At 41.5% G+C, this 21,528-nt stretch carries 18 protein-coding genes; 14 read left to right on the top strand and 4 right to left on the bottom strand.

The window, feature by feature from the left end; translation table 11 throughout:
- Positions 1-36: 36 nt before the first annotated feature.
- The 5 genes from ptsP to A1QC_RS15000 all read left to right on the top strand — a co-directional run bounded on the left by ptsP (position 37) and on the right by A1QC_RS15000 (position 5,565).
- Positions 37-2,286, top strand: a complete 2,250-nt coding sequence (ptsP, locus tag A1QC_RS15020) for a phosphoenolpyruvate--protein phosphotransferase (protein WP_017023743.1) — start codon at positions 37-39, stop codon at positions 2,284-2,286.
- Positions 2,287-2,440: 154 nt separating this feature from the next.
- A complete protein-coding gene (gene lgt, locus A1QC_RS15015; RefSeq protein ID WP_017023742.1) occupies positions 2,441-3,280 on the top strand; it encodes a prolipoprotein diacylglyceryl transferase in 840 nt (279 codons plus the stop codon).
- Position 3,281: 1 nt separating this feature from the next.
- The gene (locus tag A1QC_RS15010; protein WP_017023741.1) at positions 3,282-4,133 is read left to right on the top strand and encodes a thymidylate synthase; all 852 of its coding nucleotides are present in this window, start codon (positions 3,282-3,284) and stop codon (positions 4,131-4,133) included.
- Positions 4,134-4,242: 109 nt separating this feature from the next.
- On the top strand, positions 4,243-5,139 hold the full coding sequence (nhaR, locus tag A1QC_RS15005) for a transcriptional activator NhaR (RefSeq protein WP_017023740.1): 897 nt from the start codon (positions 4,243-4,245) through the stop codon (positions 5,137-5,139).
- A 129-nt stretch (positions 5,140-5,268) separates the two neighbouring features.
- Complete coding sequence (locus A1QC_RS15000) at positions 5,269-5,565, top strand: ArsR/SmtB family transcription factor (RefSeq protein ID WP_017023739.1); 297 nt, start codon at positions 5,269-5,271, stop codon at positions 5,563-5,565.
- A gap of 88 nt (positions 5,566-5,653) precedes the next feature.
- On the opposite strand, the gene rpsT is transcribed toward A1QC_RS15000, so the two are convergent.
- The gene (gene rpsT, locus A1QC_RS14995; RefSeq protein ID WP_017023738.1) at positions 5,654-5,914 is read right to left on the bottom strand and encodes a 30S ribosomal protein S20; all 261 of its coding nucleotides are present in this window, start codon (positions 5,912-5,914) and stop codon (positions 5,654-5,656) included.
- A gap of 291 nt (positions 5,915-6,205) precedes the next feature.
- Between rpsT and murJ the strand changes: the two genes are divergently transcribed.
- The 6 genes from murJ to ispH all read left to right on the top strand — a co-directional run bounded on the left by murJ (position 6,206) and on the right by ispH (position 13,840).
- On the top strand, positions 6,206-7,762 hold the full coding sequence (gene murJ, locus A1QC_RS14990) for a murein biosynthesis integral membrane protein MurJ (RefSeq protein ID WP_039836099.1): 1,557 nt from the start codon (positions 6,206-6,208) through the stop codon (positions 7,760-7,762).
- 108 nt (positions 7,763-7,870) lie between these two features.
- Positions 7,871-8,857 (top strand): bifunctional riboflavin kinase/FAD synthetase, encoded by a 987-nt coding sequence (gene ribF, locus A1QC_RS14985; protein WP_017023736.1) that lies wholly within the window; start codon positions 7,871-7,873, stop codon positions 8,855-8,857.
- Positions 8,858-8,915: 58 nt separating this feature from the next.
- Positions 8,916-11,774 carry an isoleucine--tRNA ligase gene (gene ileS, locus A1QC_RS14980; protein ID WP_017023735.1) on the top strand — a complete coding sequence of 953 codons (2,859 nt, stop codon included), beginning with the start codon at positions 8,916-8,918 and terminating at the stop codon, positions 11,772-11,774.
- Position 11,775: 1 nt separating this feature from the next.
- On the top strand, positions 11,776-12,279 hold the full coding sequence (gene lspA, locus A1QC_RS14975; RefSeq protein WP_017023734.1) for a signal peptidase II: 504 nt from the start codon (positions 11,776-11,778) through the stop codon (positions 12,277-12,279).
- Between the two features lie 102 nt (positions 12,280-12,381).
- Complete coding sequence (fkpB, locus tag A1QC_RS14970; protein ID WP_017023733.1) at positions 12,382-12,810, top strand: FKBP-type peptidyl-prolyl cis-trans isomerase; 429 nt, start codon at positions 12,382-12,384, stop codon at positions 12,808-12,810.
- Positions 12,811-12,895: 85 nt separating this feature from the next.
- On the top strand, positions 12,896-13,840 hold the full coding sequence (ispH, locus tag A1QC_RS14965) for a 4-hydroxy-3-methylbut-2-enyl diphosphate reductase (RefSeq protein ID WP_017023732.1): 945 nt from the start codon (positions 12,896-12,898) through the stop codon (positions 13,838-13,840).
- A gap of 111 nt (positions 13,841-13,951) precedes the next feature.
- On the opposite strand, the gene A1QC_RS14960 is transcribed toward ispH, so the two are convergent.
- A complete protein-coding gene (locus tag A1QC_RS14960; RefSeq protein WP_017023731.1) occupies positions 13,952-15,445 on the bottom strand; it encodes a carbon starvation CstA family protein in 1,494 nt (497 codons plus the stop codon).
- 228 nt (positions 15,446-15,673) lie between these two features.
- Here A1QC_RS14960 and A1QC_RS14955 point away from each other — a divergent pair, with 228 nt between their 5' ends.
- A complete protein-coding gene (locus A1QC_RS14955; RefSeq protein WP_017023730.1) occupies positions 15,674-16,051 on the top strand; it encodes a DUF2799 domain-containing protein in 378 nt (125 codons plus the stop codon).
- 135 nt (positions 16,052-16,186) lie between these two features.
- Positions 16,187-17,971, top strand: coding sequence for a cation:proton antiporter (locus A1QC_RS14950; RefSeq protein ID WP_017023729.1), 1,785 nt, complete (start codon positions 16,187-16,189; stop codon positions 17,969-17,971).
- A 77-nt stretch (positions 17,972-18,048) separates the two neighbouring features.
- Here the strand turns inward: A1QC_RS14950 and A1QC_RS14945 are convergent, their stop codons facing one another.
- Positions 18,049-19,131, bottom strand: coding sequence for a GNAT family N-acetyltransferase/peptidase C39 family protein (locus A1QC_RS14945; RefSeq protein WP_017023728.1), 1,083 nt, complete (start codon positions 19,129-19,131; stop codon positions 18,049-18,051).
- 102 nt (positions 19,132-19,233) lie between these two features.
- Between A1QC_RS14945 and A1QC_RS14940 the strand changes: the two genes are divergently transcribed.
- Positions 19,234-20,700, top strand: a complete 1,467-nt coding sequence (locus tag A1QC_RS14940) for a RimK family protein (RefSeq protein ID WP_017023727.1) — start codon at positions 19,234-19,236, stop codon at positions 20,698-20,700.
- An 89-nt stretch (positions 20,701-20,789) separates the two neighbouring features.
- Here the strand turns inward: A1QC_RS14940 and btsR are convergent, their stop codons facing one another.
- Positions 20,790-21,524, bottom strand: a complete 735-nt coding sequence (btsR, locus tag A1QC_RS14935) for a two-component system response regulator BtsR (RefSeq protein ID WP_017023726.1) — start codon at positions 21,522-21,524, stop codon at positions 20,790-20,792.
- Positions 21,525-21,528 lie beyond the last annotated feature (4 nt).

Here is a 21,528-nt window from a genome sequence, read left to right as displayed (position 1 = left end):
GAACTGGTGTAAGGATAAACAAAGGTGTAATAAGGCATGCTGATTCAACTAAGGGACATTGTTGAACAGGTATCTAAAGTTGATGATGTTCGTCAAGCTTTAGACATCTTGGTCAAAGATACTTGTAAAGCGATGCAAACGGAGTGTTGCACCGTTTATTTATCTAATAATGAAAAAAATCGACTTGAATTAATGGCCACTCAAGGCTTGAAGTTTTCAGGTCAAACGATTCATATCCCATTTGAAGAAGGCTTAGTCGGTTTAGTGAGACGCAGCGCTGAACCGATTAACTTAGCTAACGCTCAGCACCATCCTAATTTTAAATATTTCCCTGAATTAGGCGAAAATATTTACCAATCCTTTCTTGGAACACCTATTATTCACCGCCGCCAAGTGCTTGGTGTATTGGTTATTCAACAACGCTCTTCTCGCTTATTTAGTGAGGTGGAAGAGTCGTTTTTGGTGACACTTGCTGCTCAGTTAGCCGTGATTATTGCGCATACTCAGGCGCAAGGTCAGTGGCAACTTAACAATACCAAAGTTCGATCGTTTAAAGGGATCCCAGCCTCAACAGGGATCGCTATTGGTACGATGTGGTGGGATGACACGCATCCTGACTTATCACAAGTTTCTCCTGCTTCTTGTTTGAATGTCGACAAAGAACAAGAATGGTTGGCTCTGGCAATTGAAAGTGCGATTGCTGATTTTAGGCGAATGAGAAAACGCTTTGATACGGAATTAAATAAAGATACCTTAGCGATCTTTGAACTCTTTATTCACTTGTTGCACGATCCATTGTTAAGAGCGGATCTCAATGCTCAAATCGAAAAAGGGGATCGTGCTGATTGGGCTTTGCGTCAAGTTGTGGAGATCTACTCAGAACGCTTTGCCAAAATGAGTGATGCTTATTTACGTGAACGTGCCAATGATATTAAAGAGCTTGGTCAACGTTTATTGTATTTTTTACACAATAGTGAAGTTCGTGATCCTTCTTTTAAACAGCCTGTAATTTTAGTGGTTCGTGAGTTAACCGCTTCTATTCTTGCTGCTATTCCAAAAGAAAAACTTCTTGCTGTCGTCTCGTTAGAAGGTGCTGCGAATTCTCACGCGGCTATTTTATCGAGGGCTCTAGGCGTTCCCGCTATCATGGGGGCTAAAATAAAGCCTGAAGCCGTGATGGGGAAATTGGGCATTGTTGATGGTTACAGTGGTGATATTTTTATTGAACCGGCTGCGCAATTGCTCAATGAATACCGGGCTCTTTCAAATGAGGAAGAAGAGCTTTCAGAGCTGATTGCTCAAGAGCTAGCACAGCCTGCATTCACCCAAGATGGCCAACGTGTCGAGCTTATGCTCAATGCTGGTTTGAGCGCCGATACCAACATTGCCATCAATCAAGGTGTCGATGGAGTCGGTTTATACCGAACTGAAATATCTTTCTTATTACAGCATCGTTTTCCATCAGAAGAAGAACAAACCCAACAGTATCGCACCATTTTATCTTCGTACCCCGACAAACGAGTAGTGATGCGAACCTTAGATATTGGTGGTGATAAAGCGCTGCCGTATTTTCCTATTGAAGAAGACAATCCATTTTTGGGTTGGCGTGGCATTCGTTTCACACTTGATCACCCTGATATTTTTCTGATTCAATTACGAGCGATGCTAAAAGCCAGCACCGGCTTGGGTAACTTAAATATCATGTTACCTATGATATCGGGCTGTCAGGAAATTGATGAGGCTTTATTACTGATTGAACGAGCGTATCTTGAAGTCTCTGAGGTTGATAAAGAAATTCAGCGACCTCAAATTGGCATTATGCTTGAAGTGCCCTCTATGTTGTATTTGCTGCCATTGGTTGCGCATAAAGTGGATTTTGTTTCTGTGGGTACCAATGACTTGACTCAATATTTGCTGGCCGTTGATCGAAATAACTCCCGAGTATCCGATGTGTATGAGCATGTACATCCATCTGTTGTCATGGCGCTTAAACATATTTATGAAACCTGCGAACAATATAATTTACCCGTATGTATTTGTGGTGAGCTTGCCGGTGATCCTATTGGAGCCTTGTTACTCATAGGGTTAGGGTACCGATCGCTAAGTATGAATACCTCGAATGTGGCGAGAGTAAAATATATTTTAAGAAAGTCAGATTCTCAAGAGCTCGAGCAATTGGTTGAACAAGCAATTAAGCAGCCTTATGGCAGCGAAATTCATTGCATGATGTTGAACTACTTAGAGCAAAGAGGATTAGCTGGCTTTATTCGAGCGGGCAAAAAGTAGTAAGTAACGAACAATAGAAAAGACTGCTGCATCTACTGGATGTTTACTTTATGATACCTGCCATTCAGAAACGTGTTTGTTTGGCACTATTTAGTCCTTTGATTGTCAGACACTATTCACCATCATTATTTCCATTTTATACAGAGAGACTTTTATGAGTCAGGGATATTTTATCTTCCCACAAATTGATCCAGTTATTTTTGCAATTGGACCTATTGGCGTACGTTGGTACGGATTAATGTATTTGCTTGGTTTCGCCTTTGCTATGTATGTTGCAAACCGTCGAGCGGATAAACAAGGCAGCGGTTGGACACGCGAACAAGTATCGGATCTATTATTTGCAGGTTTTCTTGGGGTTGTTTTAGGCGGCCGTATTGGTTATGTGCTGTTTTACGGCTTTGACTATTGGATGGCCGATCCTCTGTATATTTTTAAAGTATGGACTGGAGGCATGTCTTTCCATGGTGGTTTGCTTGGTGTTATTACCGCAATGTGGTGGTATGCACGCAAAAACAAACGCACTTTCTTTAGTGTTGCTGATTACATCGCACCGTTAGTACCATTTGGTTTAGGCGCAGGACGAATTGGTAACTTTATTAATGGTGAGTTATGGGGACGTGTTACCGATGTGCCATGGGCGATGATTTTCCCAACGGGTGGACCGTATCCTCGACATCCTTCTCAGCTGTATGAGTTTTTCTTAGAAGGTGTTGTTCTGTTCTTTATTTTGAATTGGTTTATTCGCAAGCCTAGACCAGCCGGTGCGGTATCTGGATTATTTATGGTTGGCTATGGCACGTTCCGTTTCTGTGTGGAATTTGTTCGTCAACCTGATGCTCAATTAGGGTTATTTGATAACGTAATTTCAATGGGACAAATTCTATCAACTCCGATGATTATTATCGGTGCCTTGATTATGGTTTGGTCTTATAAAACGCAAAAACCAACGGCACAAACTACCAGCAAATCAAGTAAAGTGACGAAAGGGAAGTAAGGTGAAACAGTATTTAGATTTATGCCAGCGTATTATTGATGAAGGCCAATGGGTTGAAAATGAACGTACAGGTAAACGCTGTTTAACCATTATTAATGCCGATTTAACTTATGATGTTGGTCATAATGAATTTCCTTTAGTGACGACCCGTAAAAGCTTTTGGAAATCAGCCGTTGCGGAGCTTCTTGGTTATATTCGTGGGTATGATAACGCGGAAGATTTTCGTAAACTTGGTACCAAAACATGGGATGCCAATTCAAACTTAAACGATGCTTGGTTAAATAACCCTTATCGTAAAGGTGAAGACGATATGGGGCGGGTTTACGGCGTTCAAGGTCGTTCTTGGGCAAAACCTGATGGTGGTCATATTGATCAGTTGCGTAAGATTGTCGATGATTTGACTCGAGGTGTGGATGATCGAGGTGAAATCCTTAACTTTTACAACCCAGGTGAATTTCATATGGGGTGTTTGCGCCCTTGTATGTATAGCCACCACTTTTCTTTGTTAGGTGATACCTTGTACTTAAACAGCACTCAGCGCTCTTGTGATGTGCCGTTAGGGCTTAATTTCAATATGGTTCAAGTGTATGTGTTCTTAGCCATAATGGCGCAAATTACCGGAAAGAAAGCGGGTGTGGCGTATCATAAAATTGTGAATGGACATATATACGAAGATCAATTAGCGCCAATGCGTGATATTCAACTCAAGCGTGAACCTTTTAATGCACCTAAGTTTCATATCAATCCAAAAATCAAAACATTAGAAGATTTGGAAACATGGGTAACTTTAGATGATTTTGAGGTGACGGATTATCAGTGTCATGAACCGATTCAATATCCTTTTTCAGTTTAAATAAACGACATTATATTTAGCCTCAATTACCTCTATGTAATTGAGGCTTTTTTATAGCTCGAAAAAACCGTAATATAAGCAAATATTTAATGGGTTTTTCGAGGTCACAATGTCTCACCTCAATTATAACCATCTCTACTATTTTTGGATGGTATGCAAGCAAGGTTCGGTAGCCAAAGCCGCTGAAGCGCTTTTCTTAACGCCGCAAACAGTCACAGGTCAAATCAAGTCTTTCGAAGAGAGAATGAATGGCAAGTTGATGAAGCGCAGTGGTCGTAGTGTTGAGCCGACAGAGCTTGGACAGCTTGTTTTTAAGTATGCTGATCGCATGTTTGGTTTGAGCTATGAAATGCTCGACATTGTAAATTACTCTCAACAAGAAAATGTGCTGTTTGATGTGGGGGTCGCCGATGCCTTATCTAAACGTTTAGTGAGTAAAATTCTCTTAAATACCGTTCCTGAAAGTAATAGTATTCATTTGCGTTGTTTTGAATCGACCCATGAGCTGTTGCTTGAGCAGTTATCTCAGCACAAGTTGGATATGATCTTATCTGATTGTCCGGTTGATTCTAGCCAGAGCCCAGGGCTTTATAGCAAGAAGCTAGGGGAGTGCAAAATGTGCTTTTATTCATCTCAACCCATCAATGATGCACAATTTCCCTCTATTTTGAGCCAAAGAAAATTATTAATTCCTGGCAGAAGAACGGCAATGGGAAGAAATGTGATGCATTGGTTTGAAAGATTAGGGATCACGCCTAATATTTTAGGAGAGTTTGATGATTCAGCTTTAATGAAAGCATTCGCCCGCTATCATACTGACGCCATCTTTTTAGCTCCTAATCTATACCTTTCTGAAGTAAAAGATGAAATATCACTTCACTTGATTGCTGAAGTCGAAGATTTGAAAGAAGAGTATTATGTTATTTTTGCGGAAAGAATGATTCAGCATCCTTCTGTGAAAAATGTGTGTGATGCTGATTTTAGTGGTTTGTTTCAAGAGCAATGATAGATGCCAAATCTTTTCATATATACCTTTAGCACTCGAAGTGATCGTTCGTTGGAAGCTTGTTTCCTTAGACATTACTAAGCTCAACATTAACGTGGCACTAGGGTATAAATAATAAGAGATAATAAAATGGATTTAACAAAAATAGAAAAAAACCTTTCACAAGCGGTGATGCTGTTAAAAGCCATGGCGAATGAAAATAGATTACAAATCCTATGTATTTTACATGATGATGAATTGTCGGTAGGGCAGCTCTATGCAAAGCTTACATTAAGTCAATCAGCATTATCTCAACATTTGGCATGGCTACGTCGAGATGGATTGGTGCAAACGCGTAAAGAATCTCAAACCGTTTATTATTCTCTGCAAAGTGATGAAGTTAAAGCACTGATCGAACAGTTGCATCATCTATATTGCGAAAAGTAATCTTTTTTAGAAACGAGATATTAAAATTTAGATATAAAAAAACCGGCCGAGGCCGGTTTTTGTGCAATTAAAACTTTTTAATTTAAAATTAAAGAGCTTTGATTGCTGCAGTGAAGCGAGACTTATGACGAGCAGCTTTATTCTTATGAATAAGGCCTTTAGTCGCCATGCGATCTAGAAGAGGTGTTACTTCAACTAGAGCAGCAGTTGCAGCTTCTTTATTGCCAGCTTCAATAGCAGCAATAGTTTTTTTCATGTAAGTGCGCATCATAGAACGACGGCTAGCGTTGTGCTGGCGACGTTTTTCAGCTTGAATCGCGCGCTTCTTAGCAGATTTAGTGTTTGCCAAGGGTCTAACTCCCAAAAACTTTAGTTCGGTGACAATTTAAGGGCGAGGACTATGCCTCTTTCCTACGTGTTTGTCAACAGATTTGTACGAAAACCAACCTTTACCAAAGAAAATTTTGGTGAAGTGAGGTCTACGCGGTTAAGATGGCGTGGATTCTATCAGCATTTGAATTCCAATGCTATTAATTATCTCATCACATGAGTAACTCTTATCGCTTTGTTTTGAATTTCAAGCAACTGCATAAGCGGTGACTTATTTTTATTGTATGAACTCTTTATATTTGAGGCACTTGTGAGTAGAAAACTGCTTAGATCTGGGCTTATTGTAAGCGCCATGACGTTTGTTTCTAGGGTGTTAGGCCTTGTCCGTGATGTGGTTGTTGCGAATTTAATGGGTGCAGGGGCTGCGGCTGATGTGTTCTTTTTTGCCAATCGGATTCCAAATTTTTTACGTCGCTTATTTGCAGAAGGAGCCTTTTCTCAAGCCTTTGTACCAGTGCTAACTGAATATCATGCATCTGGGGATATCAATAAAACCCGCGATCTTATTGCTAAAGCTTCAGGTACGCTTGGGGTTTTGGTCACCATTGTGACGTTATTCGGTATTTTGGGATCGGGGATTGTAACCGCTATCTTTGGTGCTGGTTGGTTTATGGATTGGGTGCATGATGGCCCTGATGCGCATAAATTTGTGCTAGCCAGTTTCTTATTGAAGATCACTTTTCCTTATCTCTGGTTTATTACTTTTGTTGCTTTATCTGGCGCTATTTTAAACACCATAGGTCGATTTGCGGTTTCGTCTTTCACTCCAGTTTTTCTGAATGTGATGATGATTCTTGCTGCGATTTATATCGCTCCTAATATGGAGCAGCCGGAAATCGGTTTAGCGATTGGTGTATTGTTAGGTGGTTTAGTTCAGTTTCTATTTCAAATACCATTTTTATTAAAGCACGGCATGCTGGTAAAGCCTCAATGGGGGTGGAATGATCCTGGGGTGAAGAAGATTCGCACCTTGATGATCCCTGCATTATTTGGTGTATCGGTGAGCCAAATTAACTTGTTATTTGATACTGCGGTAGCCAGTTTCTTAATGACAGGATCGATCAGTTGGTTGTATTACTCTGATCGCTTATTGGAATTTCCTTTGGGTTTGTTTGGTATTGCCATCGCCACGGTGATTTTGCCAGCGCTTTCTCGTAAGCATGTTGATTCGGAAAGCCAAGGATTTTCCAATACGATGGATTGGGGCGTTCGTATGGTCATACTACTTGGCGTTCCAGCGATGTGTGGCCTGATTGTATTGGCGAAGCCTATGTTAATGGTATTGTTTATGCGTGGCGAGTTTGCGCCAAGCGATGTGCACAATGCATCCTTGTCACTATGGGCTTACGCTGCTGGTTTGTTGAATTTTATGTTGATTAAAGTCTTAGCGCCAGGGTATTACTCAAGACAAGATACCAAAACACCGGTTCGTTATGGCATTATTGCGATGATCACTAACATGGTATTCAATGCTATTTTTGCGTACTTTTATGGTTATGTCGGTTTAGCCATGGCAACGTCATTGTCGGCTTTGGTTAATATGGGGCTTTTATATCGCGGCTTACATATCGCCAATGTTTATCGATTGTCTAAAGAAACCATTATTTTTGCGATAAAAGTTGCCATTGCTGGAGGTTTAATGGTTGTGGCTATCGATTGGCAAATGGCCGATTTTAATGTGTGGCTGAAATGGACAACATCGTACCGAGCAATGTGGTTAGTTGGATTGATTGGTCTAGGTGCGATTGTGTATTTAATTTCAGCACTGGTATTAGGTATTCGCCTGAAGCATTTAAAAGCGAATTAATGGCGTAAAACTGACGGTGAAAGTATGTACGATGCTCGCATCTTAAAGGCATTGCGTATATAATTCGCCGGTTTAACGCGAAGCAAAAATTTGGTAAATAAGAACCATATGGAATTAATTCGAGGCATTCACAATATTAAGCCACACCATCAAGGGTGTGTATTGAGCATTGGTAATTTTGATGGTGTTCATTTAGGGCATCAACAAGTATTAAATAAGCTCTGTGAGCAGGCCGAATTATTATCGCTTCCAGCGGTTGTGATGACGTTTGAGCCTCAACCAATGGAATTTTTTGCTAAGCAAGCAGCACCAGCAAGGCTGACTCGTTTGCGTGATAAGTTTGTTCAACTGGCGAAATGCGATATTGAACGTTTATTGTGTGTTAACTTTAACCAAGAGTTTGCCAGCTTAAGCCCTCAAGATTTTATTAAAGATCTGTTGGTTGAACGTTTGGGGGTGAAGTTTCTTGTCGTTGGTGACGACTTTTGCTTTGGCAAAGATCGCAAAGGTTCGTTTGATGATCTTCTTGTGGCAGGCAAAGAGTTTGGTTTTGATGTCGTGAGTACGCAAAGTTTTTGCATGAGTGCTGCGACTAACTTATTAGAAGGTACTGCTCCTGTAAGAGTTAGTAGTACTGAAATTCGACAGGCTTTAGCTCATGATCAATTGCCACAAGCCGCTCAAATGCTTGGCAGAGATTACAGTATTAATGGCCGAGTTTCACATGGTCGTAAGTTAGGTAGAACGATAGGGTTCCCTACCGCAAACATTCCTTTAAAACGTAATGTTTCTCCAGTTTCTGGCGTTTACGTGGTTAAAGTAATGGGGGCGGATGATAAAACGGTGATTGGTGGTGTGGCCAATATTGGTAATCGTCCCACGGTCAACGGTATTCGTCAGCAACTTGAAGTGCATTTGTTTGACTTCAAACAGAATTTATATGGTAAGCAATTGGAAGTGGTGCTGTTGCACAAATTACGCGACGAGCAGAAGTTTGACACCTTTGACTTGCTAAAAAAACAAATTGAATTAGATGCTCAAGCCGCAAGGGTGTGGTTGCTTGAACACAACATGTTTTCAGAGCCGGTGTGCTAAGGCTACCCTCTAGGAAAATTCTCATTAATATCGCCCAATGTAACGGAATTAAGAATCGATGACTGACTATAAAGATACTCTGAATCTACCTGAAACAGGGTTTCCAATGCGCGGAAATCTGGCCAATCGTGAGCCAGAAATGCTTAAGCATTGGTACAAAGAAGATCTTTACGGCGCAATCCGTGCTGCAAAGAAAGGTAAAAAATCCTTCGTATTACACGATGGCCCTCCATATGCCAACGGTGATATCCATATTGGTCATGCGTTAAACAAGATTCTTAAAGATATTATTATTAAATCAAAGACCCTTTCTGGCTTTGATGCACCGTACGTTCCTGGCTGGGACTGTCATGGTCTTCCAATTGAATTAATGGTTGAGAAGAAAAAAGGTAAGCCGGGTCAAAAGATCTCTGCGGCAGAATTTCGTGAAGAATGTCGTAAGTACGCGGCGGGTCAAGTTGAAGGCCAGAAAGAAAGCTTTAAGCGTTTGGGTATTATGGGCGAGTGGGATAAACCATACCGCACGATGGATTTTGGTACTGAAGCCAATATTATCCGCGCATTAGGTAAAATTGCTGACCAAGGTCATTTGCTAAAAGGTTTTAAACCTGTTCACTGGTGTACCGATTGTGGTTCTGCATTGGCTGAAGCGGAAGTGGAATATAAAGATAAAGTATCGCCTTCTATCTATGTTCGTTTTAAAGCGAAAGATGAAGCATCGGTACTATCTAAGTTTGATTGCCAAGAAGGCCACCAAGGTCAAGGTGATGTGTCTATCGTGATTTGGACAACTACGCCTTGGACTATGCCGGCAAACCGCGCAGTGTGTTTACGTGATGATCTTGAATATGTACTCATTCAAGTTGAAGCTAACGGTGAACAACCTGCTGAGCGTATCATTGTGGCTTCAGAATTAGCAGCATCGGTAATGTCTAGCGTTAACATTGAGCATTTCCATAACCTTGGTTTTGCTAAAGGTTCAGATCTAGAGCTGACTCGCTTTAATCACCCATTCTATGATTTTGATGTGCCAGCTATTTTAGGCGATCACGTTACGACTGAATCAGGTACGGGTATTGTTCATACTGCGCCTGGTCATGGTCAAGAAGACTTCGTGGTGGGTAAGCAATATGATCTAGAAGTGGCGAATCCAGTTGGTTCAAACGGTGTTTATCTCCCAGATACCGAATTATTTGCCGGACAACACGTATTTAAAGCTAATGACTCTGTACTTGAAGTTTTAAAAGAGCACGGTGCATTATTACATCACCATTCTTATGAGCACAGCTACCCACATTGCTGGCGTCATAAGACACCGATCATCTTCCGTGCCACTCCGCAGTGGTTTGTATCGATGGATCAAGCGGGTCTACGTGCCAAAGCATTAGGTGAAATTAAAAACGTTCAATGGATGCCTGAGTGGGGCCAAAGCCGCATCGAAGGTATGATTGAAGGTCGCCCTGAATGGTGTATTTCTCGCCAACGTACTTGGGGCGTACCTATTGCCTTATTCGTACATAAAGAAACGTCTGAATTGCATCCTAATTCTCCAGAGTTGATTGAAAAAGTCGCTAAACTGGTTGAAGAAAAAGGCATTCAAGCTTGGTGGGATGTTGATACTGCTGAACTTATGGGTTTAGAAGACGCTGCTAACTATGAAAAAGTATTGGATACTTTAGATGTATGGTTTGACTCTGGTGTGACTCACTACGCGGTGGTTGATAACCGTGAAGAGTTCAATGGCCATAGCGCGGATCTGTACTTAGAAGGTTCAGATCAACATCGCGGTTGGTTCCAGTCTTCATTGATCACGTCGATCGCAATGAAAGACAAAGCCCCATATAACCAAGTGTTAACGCATGGTTTTGTGGTTGATGGTAACGGCCGTAAGATGTCAAAATCTATCGGTAATGTTGTTTCACCAAAAGACGTCACCAATAAGCTGGGTGCAGACATCTTGCGTTTATGGGTAGCATCGACCGATTACACGGGTGAAGTAGCCGTTTCTGATGAAATTCTAAAACGTAGCGCCGATGCATACCGTCGTATTCGTAATACTGCGCGTTTCTTCCTTGCGAACTTGAACGGCTTCAATCCTGCAACCGATATGGTTGCGTCAGAAGATATGGTGGCACTGGATCGTTGGGCCGTAGCTCGCGCACAAGCAGCGCAAACTGAAATTGTTAAAGCGTACGATGAGTACAATACTCATGGCGTAACACAGCGTTTAATGCAGTTCTGTTCAATTGAAATGGGCTCATTCTACCTAGATGTGATTAAAGACCGTCAGTACACAGCGAAACAAGGTGGTCATGCACAACGCAGCTGTCAAACGGCGCTTTACTACATTGTTGAAGCTCTTGTTCGTTGGATGGCACCGATTATGTCATTCACAGCTGATGAAATCTGGAACGAGATGCCTGCACAATTACCAAACGGTGAAGCGCGTGACAAATTCGTCTTTACTGGCGAATGGTTCGACGGTTTATTTGGCTTAGTTGAAGGTGAAGAACTGAATAATGAATTTTGGACTAAAATCCAAACGGTTCGTGCTTCAGTGAACAAATTCCTTGAAACAGCCCGTAATGAAAAAACCATTGGTGGTTCTTTGCAGGCTGAAGTTATTCTGTATGCCGATGATGCTTTAGCAGCAACCATCAATAAACTTGAAAATGAACTACGTTTCGTATTGTTAACTTCAAAAGCTCAAGTAAAACCATTAAGCGAAAAAACCGATGCTGCAAAAGCGACGGAAATGGAAGGCTTATTTGTTGAAGTTTCAGCTTCAGAAGCGGCGAAGTGTGACCGTTGTTGGCATCATGTGGCCGATGTTGGCACTATTACTGGGCATGAAACGATATGTGGCCGCTGTGTGACTAACGTTGATGGAGACGGTGAAGTCCGTCAGTTTGCTTAATATGGTGAGCTTATTTAAACAAACAGGACTGCGCTGGCTTTGGCTAGCGGCAGTTGTGTTCTGCTTTGACATTGGCATTAAGTTAGTTGTGATGAATAACATGGGATACGGTTGGGTAAACCGTATCGAAGTGTTACCATTTTTTAACTTATTGTATGTGCATAATCTTGGTGCTGCGTTTAGCTTTTTAAGCGATCAACAAGGTTGGCAACGCTGGTTATTTTCCGGTATTGCGTTTGCCGTCAGTGCAATGTTGATGGTTTGGATGCGTAAGCTTCCGGCCAAAGAAAGTTGGAATAACGTAGCTTATGCCTTAGTGATTGGCGGAGCCTTAGGTAACGTATTTGATCGCTTGGTGCATGGATTTGTCGTGGACTACCTTGATTTCTTTTGGGGTAACTACCATTGGCCTGCATTTAACTTGGCCGATTCCGCCATTTGTATTGGCGCGGTAATGATTGTGCTTGATGGCTTTCGTTCTAAAAAAGAACAACCACAAGACTAATTCGTTACTCAAGCCTCAGTTTATTAGCGCCATTGGTTTTTCCATTGGCGCTTTTTTATATACTCAAAACTCGAATTAAAATTACAAAAATAAGGATATTGTGTGTCAATAATTACTGAAAATAGCGTAGTGACTCTGCATTTTACCATTAAACTAAAAGATGGATCCGTGGCCGATAGTACCCACAATATGGGAAAGCCTGCCAAATTTTCTATGGGTGATGGCAGTTTAAGTCCTAATTTTGAGCAATGTCTGATTGGATTGACAATCGGTGATAACAAAGCGATTGAACTACAAGCGAAAGATGCATTTGGTTTACCAAATCCAGACAGTATTCATCACATGGATCGCAGTCGTTTTAGTGGACAAGAATTAGAAGTCGGTACCATTATGGCATTTAATGGGCCTGAGGGAATGGAGATCCCAGGGATCATTTCTGAGATTTCTGGCGAATCCGTCACGGTTGACTTTAATCATCCTTTATCTGGACAAGATGTGATCTTTGATGTGGAAATTTTAAACGTCGAATAACATCTATCGGTTGTCAGAGAGAAGGTTATAGGTAGAATAGCGCCATTAACGGACGCTTTTGCGATACTAAGAGATGACTCAAAACATGAAAATTTTATTAGCCAATCCTCGAGGCTTTTGTGCCGGTGTTGATCGTGCAATTAGCATTGTCGAACGTGCATTAGAAATGTATCAGCCACCTATTTATGTGCGCCATGAAGTCGTGCATAACCGTTTTGTGGTTGAAGGATTAAAGCAACGTGGTGCGGTATTTGTTGAAGAGCTCTCGGAAGTGCCTGATGACAATATCGTTATCTTCTCGGCACATGGTGTATCGCAAGCGGTTCGTCTAGAGGCAAAGGAACGTCAATTAACAGTGTTCGATGCGACTTGCCCATTAGTAACCAAGGTTCATATGGAAGTCGCGCGCGCGAGCCGTAAAAATATGGAAGTGGTATTAATTGGTCATGCTGGTCACCCTGAAGTTGAAGGAACAATGGGGCAATATGCCAGTACTACCGGGGGTATGTACTTAGTGGAGCGCCCTGAAGATGTCGCTCACTTAGTGGTTAAAGATCCGACCAACTTACACTATGTTAGCCAAACGACCTTATCGGTAGACGAAACTTCCGATGTGATTGATGAATTGCGTAAAACGTTCCCTAAAATTCAAGGGCCGCGAAAAGACGACATTTGTTACGCAACTCAAAATCGTCAAGATGCGGTGCGTATTTTAGCCGGTGATGTGGATGTGATGGTGGTCGTAGGGTCTAAAAACTCGTCTAACTCAACTCGCCTTAAAGAATTAGCAGAGAAACTCGGCACTCCAGGTTACTTAACTGATTGCCCTGAAGACATTGATCCTAAGTGGTTTGATGGCAAAGTAAAAGTTGGTGTAACCGCTGGGGCATCTGCGCCAGAAGAATTAGTGAATCAAATTATTGCTCGTATTCAAGATCTTGGCGCCACTGAAGTTGAAGAAGTGTTAGGTCGCGAAGAAAATATGTTCTTTGAAGTGCCAAAAGAGCTGCAAATAAAGAATGTAGATTAAAGGATTTCGGAAACGCCGTTACTCGTCATTCAAAAAAGATAAAAAGAAAGGTCGATGGATAAATAATCCACCGACCTTTTTCTTTTTCACGCGAGTAGCGTCCGAATCGTATTATTGAGCCGTTTCTGGCTTAACGTTTAATTTATCTTCTTCGGCTTGGTCGAACTCTGGATCGCCTTTACCTTTTGATATTTTAATCACGTAACCAGTAATGAAGAGCATCGCAACTATACCCACAATCGTTGACAACTGCATCGGTAATCCAAAACCTAGCGTGCTGCTGTTTAAGATAAAGGTGATACAAACCGTGGTCATAAACATGGCTGGAATGGTCGTTATCCAATGCAGTTTATTGAAGCGTAGTAAGTAAGCTGAAGCGGTCCATAACATCATTACTGCTGTCATTTGGTTAGCAAATCCGAAGTAGCGCCAGATAATTGCAAAGTCGACTTGAGTTAAAATACCACCCACGACGAACAATGGCATTGCCATTAGTAAGCGATTCTTTAACGTCTTTTGTTCCATGTTGAAATATTCAGCCAAGATTAAACGGCTTGAGCGGAATGCCGTGTCGCCAGAGGTAATTGGAAGAATAACAACGCCTAAGAAAGCAATAATACCGCCAAATACACCCAATAAGCCAAATGATGATGAGTAAACAACATTACCAGGGCCACCATTAGCAACTGCATCACTTAACGCGTCCATTGAGCCAAAGAAAGATAAGGCAATCGCACACCAAATTAATGCGATAACACCTTCTCCTATCATGGCACCGAAGAATACAAAACGACCATTCTTTTCATTTTCTAAACAACGAGCCATCAATGGTGATTGAGTTGCGTGGAAACCAGAAATAGCCCCACAAGCGATAGTGATAAACAAAGCAGGCCAAAGAGGTAGATCATTAGGGTTCATGTTGGTGAACATATCACTAAATTTGTAACCGGCTAAAATGGCATGATCGGTTGAGAAGGCAATCGCACTGATTAAACCAACAGACATGAAAATCAGTAAAGCGCCAAATAATGGATAAAAACGACCAATAATTTTATCAACCGGAACAACAGTGGCTAAAATGTAGTAAGCGAAGATAATCACCACCATGGTACCCATAGAAACCGTGGCACTGGTTTGTTCATTGACGAGATTGGTGATCATGCCAGCTGGTGCAGATACGAATACCACACCAACTAAAAGTAACAATACAATCGCAAACACGTTCATAAAGTGTTTAGCGCCCTTACCTAAGTAGCGGCCAGTAATCGTTGGTACAGATGCGCCACCATTACGAATGGATAGCATACCTGAGAAGTAATCGTGCACTGCGCCTGCAAAAATACAGCCTAATACAATCCATAACATCGCCGCAGGGCCGTAAAGGGCACCCATGATTGGGCCAAAAATTGGACCGACACCAGCAATATTTAATAGTTGAACTAAGTAGACTTTCTTGTTCGACATTGGAACGTAATCCACACCGTCTTGTTTTGAAAAAGCGGGAGTAGTACGGTTTTCTTTAATGCCAAAAACTTTTTCAACGAAAGCTCCGTAAATAAAGTAGCCAGCAATAAGGGCCGCTACACAAAAAAGGAACATCATCATAATTATTGTCCTGTTCAAGGTGGTTTTAAATTCAGGGCATATAATAAGACTGAGCTAAATAACAAGCATGTAACATTTCAGTGAGCGGTTACATATCAAATTGAGTGGTTACAGAAGACAGTAAGTGGTTTTTAGTGAGAATAATGGTGGGGTTTTGGTTTGCAATGAATGTGACCTGTGTAATAGTTGTGGGAATATTACAAATAAGAACAATCATTAAGGGATGTTATGAAGATGAAAAACATTGAAATAAAGTGGACAAAGAAAGCAGCCGTTATTTGTTGCGTGCTCGCTTTAACCGCTTGCGCTAATACGTCTGAAGATTACGCGAAAGCAGGGGATTGGACATCTGTGGGGTATTCTGATGGCGTAAAAGGTAAACCACACCGTACTGCTGGCGACTTCAAAGGTTATGATACCGTCAATGTTAACGACTACGCACAAGGTTACTTAAAAGGTGTGAAAGAATATTGTAACCCTAACCATGCTTATCAAATTGGTTTAAGTGGTAATTACTATGAAGGAGTGTGTGAAGGTACCCCTGATTCTCAAAAATTCAGAATGGAATGGCAGCGCGGTTGGAGCGATAGCCAACTGAATAAGTAACCTCAAATTAAAGTAATTAAAGCCACGTTATTCCATATTTTATCCCTTAACTGAGTTAAAATTAGCGTAGTCGGCTAACTATGGGTTGTAATCACTCGCTTTAATTGGCAAAACGACAAAGGCGTAAAGGGCACTATGCAAGAAGAACAAATTGGCTTGATGCTGGCGGCAGTTGGTTTAGTTGGGTTAGGTTGTCAGTGGCTTGCTTGGCGGATGAAACTGCCTGCGATTTTATTTTTATTGATCGCAGGTTTTATTATTGGGCCAATTACCCACATCTTTCAGCCAAATGACATGTTTGGCGAGTTGTTATTTCCACTCATTTCATTAGCAGTAGCCGTCATTTTATTTGAGGGCAGTTTAACCTTAAATTTAAAAGAAATTAGAGGCGTAAACCGAACCGTCATTAATATTGTCACTATCGGTGCATTAGTGACATGGGCAATAACCAGCGTATTCACTTTTTATATTCTCGACTTTAGCTGGCCGCTTGCATTATTGTTCGGCAGTTTAACCGTGGTGACTGGGCCAACCGTGGTAGTGCCATTACTGAGAACGGTTCGACCGCAAGCAAAACTGGCCAATATATTACGTTGGGAAGGCATCCTAATCGACCCGATTGGCGCATTATTCATCGTCATCGTGTATGAGTTTATTGTCTCCAGTAGCAAGATGCATAGCTTTGAAATCTTTGGCCTTATCCTATTAATCGGTATTGTATTTGGCGCTTTAGCAGGAGCGTTTTTAGCTCAAATATTACGTCGTCGTTTATTGCCTGAATATCTGCAACCTTTCGCTGTACTGACATTAGTTTTGGGAGTCTTCTCCATCTCTAATTATTTAGAATCAGAATCGGGATTATTAGCCGTTACAGTCATGGGGATGTGGCTTGCGAATGCCAAAGACGTCAACATTCAAAATATTCTACATTTCAAAGAAAACTTAACGATCTTGCTGATCTCCGGGCTGTTTTTAATGCTCTCTGCTCGTATGGAATTAAGTGACTTTGCCGCGCTTGGTGTAGGGTCTGCTGTTCTGTTTGCCGTTATTCAATTGGTATCTCGCCCTGTAGCCATTTTTTTGGCCACCATTGGCAGCAGTTTAAATTTCAAAGAAAAATTCTTTATTGCTTGGGTAGCCCCGCGCGGAATCGTGGCCGCCTCTATTTCGTCATTATTTGCGATTAAGCTGGTCAATCAAGGAGTGGAAGAAGCGGCATTATTGGTTCCTTTAACCTTTATGGTGATCGTGGGAACCGTGGTATTGCAAAGTATTACCGCTCGCCCTTTAGCCAATTTCTTGAAAGTCTCAGAGCCTTCACCTCGAGGGTATTTAATAGTAGGTGCTAATGATGTTGGGCGCACCATCGCTTTAGCATTGAAGAAATACGGTCATCGAATTGTGATCACCGATTCTAACTGGGACTACATTCGCAAAGCCCGTATGCAAGGCTTAGAAACCTATTATGGTAATCCTATTTCGAGCCATGCTGAAGAGTATTTAAACCTGATTGGTATTGGTAATTTGATTGCCGTTACGCCAGATAAGCATTTCAATATTGTGGTGGCGAAATACTTTATGAAGGATTTTGGCGAGCGACGTGTGTTCTTCTTAAACGGTAAAGCGAAAGACAATCAACATGAGAAACATCGCGTGATTGAAGATAAACATGGTCGAACTTTGTTTGGCGACGATGTTAGCTATAAGAAATTAGCCAGTCTTATTAACCAAGGCGCTGAAGTGAAACATACTAAGCTCAGTGAAGAGTTTGCTTGGGAAGATTATGTGATGAAGTATGTTGATGGGCATCGCTTGTCGTTGTTCACCATCGATCCTAAAGGCTCTATTCATATATTGTCTGCTGACAGCCAACATAAGACAGATAAAGGCTGGACTGTCGTGAGTTTGATTAAGGAATAGGTTCACTTCAATTCTAGGGCGTTACACTTCTCGTTGCTCGATGTGTTTTTCGAGCAACGAGTCAAGCTACAAAACGGTTACCCGACCACCACACACGCTGTGTGCTTTTGCTTACCAAAACCAATGATCTGCGCCAAGCTTGCTTTACTCACTGGTATTGAAGCAGAAGATGATACGTCTTTTTTCGCATCAGTATGCGGATCATGAACAAAGAAAAACTGCTCATTCATACCAGATAGCACCACCCAATGTGGCTCTTTATAACCATTGAATCGATAGGTGCTGATCAATAGCAACACACATTTTCCCTGTTCAATCCAATGTTCAATTTGTTGATTGTTGGGTGGGGCGATGATGTGATGGATCCCAAGTTCATCGGCCTGCTGGCAAAAATCGTGATGAACAATCTCAATCACTTCTTTTTTATTATTATCTCGCACGCTATCAATGAATGGTGTGGAATCTGAACGTGTCCACAACTCAACCTCAAAGCCGCGCTTTTTAGCTGCTAAGGCTAAACCGTGTCCGCTACATCCACCGTGACCTGCCGCCATGAAAATAGTGGTGGCTTCACGCCACAGCTGTAATTCTTCTTTTCGGCTGGGTTCAAAAGCTTTATTTAAAGTGGAAAATGCCATCAATAAACACGCGGCACCACAGGTAAAAGGCGTGGTTTGAATATACAAGGGCATTGGCAATAAGGTTTTTGGCAAACTGGCGGTTAAGCGCTTTTGCATGCGAATACCATCGGCCAAATCATCATAATAATGAATTAACACTTTGAGTGGTTTATAGCCTAACTTTAGGTATAAATTCTTTGCTGCTATGTTGTCATTTCTGACTTCTAGGCGTAATGTTGTAGAACCTTGTTCTAAAGCAGATTGTTCACAAATTTCAACCAATTGCTGAGCGATTTGTTGCCCACGAAAGTTCGGGTTAACCGCAATAGAATACAGGCGTGATAGTTGTGTTCCTTGATGGAAAAGAAGTAGTGCGTAACCGGCGGTTTGTTGCTCGTGTTGTGCAATAAATACCATGCTATGTTGAGATTGAAGAAAGCGTTTCATTTGCCTTGGCGCAATTACGTCACTGCTGAATACTTGGCTTTCTAGCTCAATTAATGCGGGTAAATCTTGTTGTGTTGCGCGGCGAAATTCCATCTTACTGTCCCACCTAATTTGATTGTTGCCTAAGCCTTATTGAAGAGGCTGCACAATGATTAGATACGACAAATTGTTTTTTTGCTAGAGGTAAATGGATTCATGGCAAATTTTGTTATTGTGACTGATAAAGACAGCGACTGGCGTCAATATTTCCCATCTGATCAAGTGGTAACGGTCGATACTTATCTGCAACCGAGCTTTCTTTCTGACAAATCTGAAAAGCATAAAAGCGTACAAGTTCTAAACTTGTGCCGTGATTATGGTTACATGAGTAATGGCTATTATTGTTCATTGTTAGCGGAGGCGCGTGGGCATCGAGTGATCCCTAGAGTCATGACCATCAATGATGTGAATCAGCCTTTTGTTATCTCTCTACCAGAACAAGATCTTAATAAATACTTCTCGGACGCAGAGCAAGTGTCGAGCAAAATTTATTTCGGTCGCAGTAACGTGAAAGGGCTTGAGAAAGTCGCTCGTCGTTTGTTTGAGCACTTCATGATCCCTGTGCTAGATATCGAATTAAAAAAACATGGCAAACATTGGCAATTGGTGAAGGTGAAACCTTTTCCATTCCAAGATTTGAATAATGAAGAACAAGATGTTTTTGCTCAGTCATTAGAGCAATTTTCCAATAAAGTTTGGCGCACGTCACCTAAACCAAGTAAGCAATATCGTTATGACATAGCGATGCTGGTGGATCCTGAAGAAAAGATGCCACCATCGGATTCTGTGGCTTTAAATCGTTTTAAAAAAGCGGCTAACCGTTTGGGGATGAGCCTACAAACGATCACCGCAGATGATTTTTCACGCTTGAGTGAATTTGATGGTTTATTCATTCGCGCCACCACTAACATTAGTAACTTTACTTATCGCTTTGCCAAGCGAGCAGAAAAGTTAGGTTTGGTTGTGATGGATGATCCTGAATCGATCATGAAGTGTACCAATAAAGTATTCTTAACCGAGTTGCTGGAAAGACATAAAGTACCAGCACCGAAATCAATGATTTTGCGCGGCTTTGATCCGGATTGGAAAAAGAACTTATTGGAACACATGGAACTGCCTTTGGTACTTAAAATTCCAGATGGCGCATTTTCTGTTGGGGTGGTGAAAGTCACCGATGAATCAACGCTAGAAGAAAAAGCGGCGGAACTGTTTGATAAAAGTGCACTGATTTTGGCGCAAGCCTTTATGCCAACCGATTTTGATTGGCGTATTGGGGTGATGAATCGTCAGGCCATTTATGCATGTCGTTACCACATGAGCCGTGGTCACTGGCAAATTTATCAACACCATAATAGTGGCAGAACTACGTCTGGTGGCTTTGATACGCTGGATCTAAAACAAGTGCCAAAAAATGTGGTGGATACCGCTGTAAAAGCGGCAAACTTGATAGGTTCTGGATTATATGGGGTTGATTTAAAAGAAATTGATGGTCAGGTTTATGTGATTGAAGTGAACGATAACCCAAGCATTGATAACAAAGTGGAAGACTTGTGGTTAGGGGATTTGCTTTACGATCGCATTATGACGGAATTCTTACGTCGGATTCAGTTGAGGGGTTTTTAACGTTTTTAGATGTTCGGTCGGTACGCTTCTCGTAGTTCGAATACTCTCGAGCTACGAGTAACGTTTTTCCTAATAGCGGGAGCGCCTGTCTATACGATTCCCAATTCTTCTTTCAGTGGTTTTAAGTAACGACGGCTAATTGGAACCACATTGCCACTGTGTGTGATCACTTCGCCTAAACCATTTTCCAACAATTTAATCTCTTTAATCGCTTTGGTATTAATTAAATACTGACGATGACAACGCAACAGCTCGGTTTTTTCTTCCAAGGTCTTTAATGTTAATTGGCTGGTCGCTGTTTGATGAGCGGTTTGAATGTGCACGCCCGAAAGATCACTGAATGCAGATTCGATATCATTTAAAGGGATGATCATAATTCGGTTATGCCCCATGCAAGGTACTTGCTGTAATTGCTTGGGGGTTAATGCTTCGATTTGAGTTTGTGTATACACTGCTTCTTGGTTTTGTTTTGCTTTGAGTAAGCGTTGAATACTTTTATTCAAACGTTTTGGATCAACCGGTTTTAATAAGTAATCAAATGCATTATCTTCAAATGCTTGGATGGCGTATTGATCGTAAGCGGTGACAAAAATAACATGAGGCATGGTATCAGGATCGAGCATGCCAAGCAGTTCAATACCACTGACTTGCGGCATGTGAATATCGACAAATACCGCTTCAGGCTTGAGCGTATTGATTTGTTTTAGCCCTTCAATAGCATTACTGGCCCGTCCAACCACTTCAACTAAACCTGTTTCTTGCAGTAGCTCGGTTAACTCTTCACGAGCAAACAGTTCGTCATCAATCACGATTGCCGTTAGCATGATA

This window comes from Vibrio rumoiensis 1S-45 (assembly GCF_000286955.2).
Taxonomy (GTDB): Bacteria; Pseudomonadota; Gammaproteobacteria; order Enterobacterales; family Vibrionaceae; genus Vibrio; species Vibrio rumoiensis_A.
Note: the sequence above shows the minus strand (reverse complement) of the source record. Positions and strands in the feature narration are given on the sequence as shown.

Bases quoted from the DNA above. Each gene is read 5' to 3' on its own strand.
- ptsP (WP_017023743.1), top strand. From the start codon at position 37: ATGCTGATTCAACTAAGGGACATTGTTGAACAGGTATCTAAAGTTGAT.
- lgt (WP_017023742.1), top strand. From the start codon at position 2,441: ATGAGTCAGGGATATTTTATCTTCCCACAAATTGATCCAGTTATTTTT.
- nhaR (WP_017023740.1), top strand. From the start codon at position 4,243: ATGTCTCACCTCAATTATAACCATCTCTACTATTTTTGGATGGTATGC.
- A1QC_RS15000 (WP_017023739.1), top strand. From the start codon at position 5,269: ATGGATTTAACAAAAATAGAAAAAAACCTTTCACAAGCGGTGATGCTG.
- ribF (WP_017023736.1), top strand. From the start codon at position 7,871: ATGGAATTAATTCGAGGCATTCACAATATTAAGCCACACCATCAAGGG.
- ileS (WP_017023735.1), top strand. From the start codon at position 8,916: ATGACTGACTATAAAGATACTCTGAATCTACCTGAAACAGGGTTTCCA.
- lspA (WP_017023734.1), top strand. From the start codon at position 11,776: ATGGTGAGCTTATTTAAACAAACAGGACTGCGCTGGCTTTGGCTAGCG.
- ispH (WP_017023732.1), top strand. From the start codon at position 12,896: ATGAAAATTTTATTAGCCAATCCTCGAGGCTTTTGTGCCGGTGTTGAT.
- A1QC_RS14960 (WP_017023731.1), bottom strand. From the start codon at position 15,445: ATGATGATGTTCCTTTTTTGTGTAGCGGCCCTTATTGCTGGCTACTTT.
- A1QC_RS14955 (WP_017023730.1), top strand. From the start codon at position 15,674: ATGAAGATGAAAAACATTGAAATAAAGTGGACAAAGAAAGCAGCCGTT.
- A1QC_RS14950 (WP_017023729.1), top strand. From the start codon at position 16,187: ATGCAAGAAGAACAAATTGGCTTGATGCTGGCGGCAGTTGGTTTAGTT.
- A1QC_RS14945 (WP_017023728.1), bottom strand. From the start codon at position 19,131: ATGGAATTTCGCCGCGCAACACAACAAGATTTACCCGCATTAATTGAG.
- A1QC_RS14940 (WP_017023727.1), top strand. From the start codon at position 19,234: ATGGCAAATTTTGTTATTGTGACTGATAAAGACAGCGACTGGCGTCAA.
- btsR (WP_017023726.1), bottom strand. From the start codon at position 21,524: ATGCTAACGGCAATCGTGATTGATGACGAACTGTTTGCTCGTGAAGAG.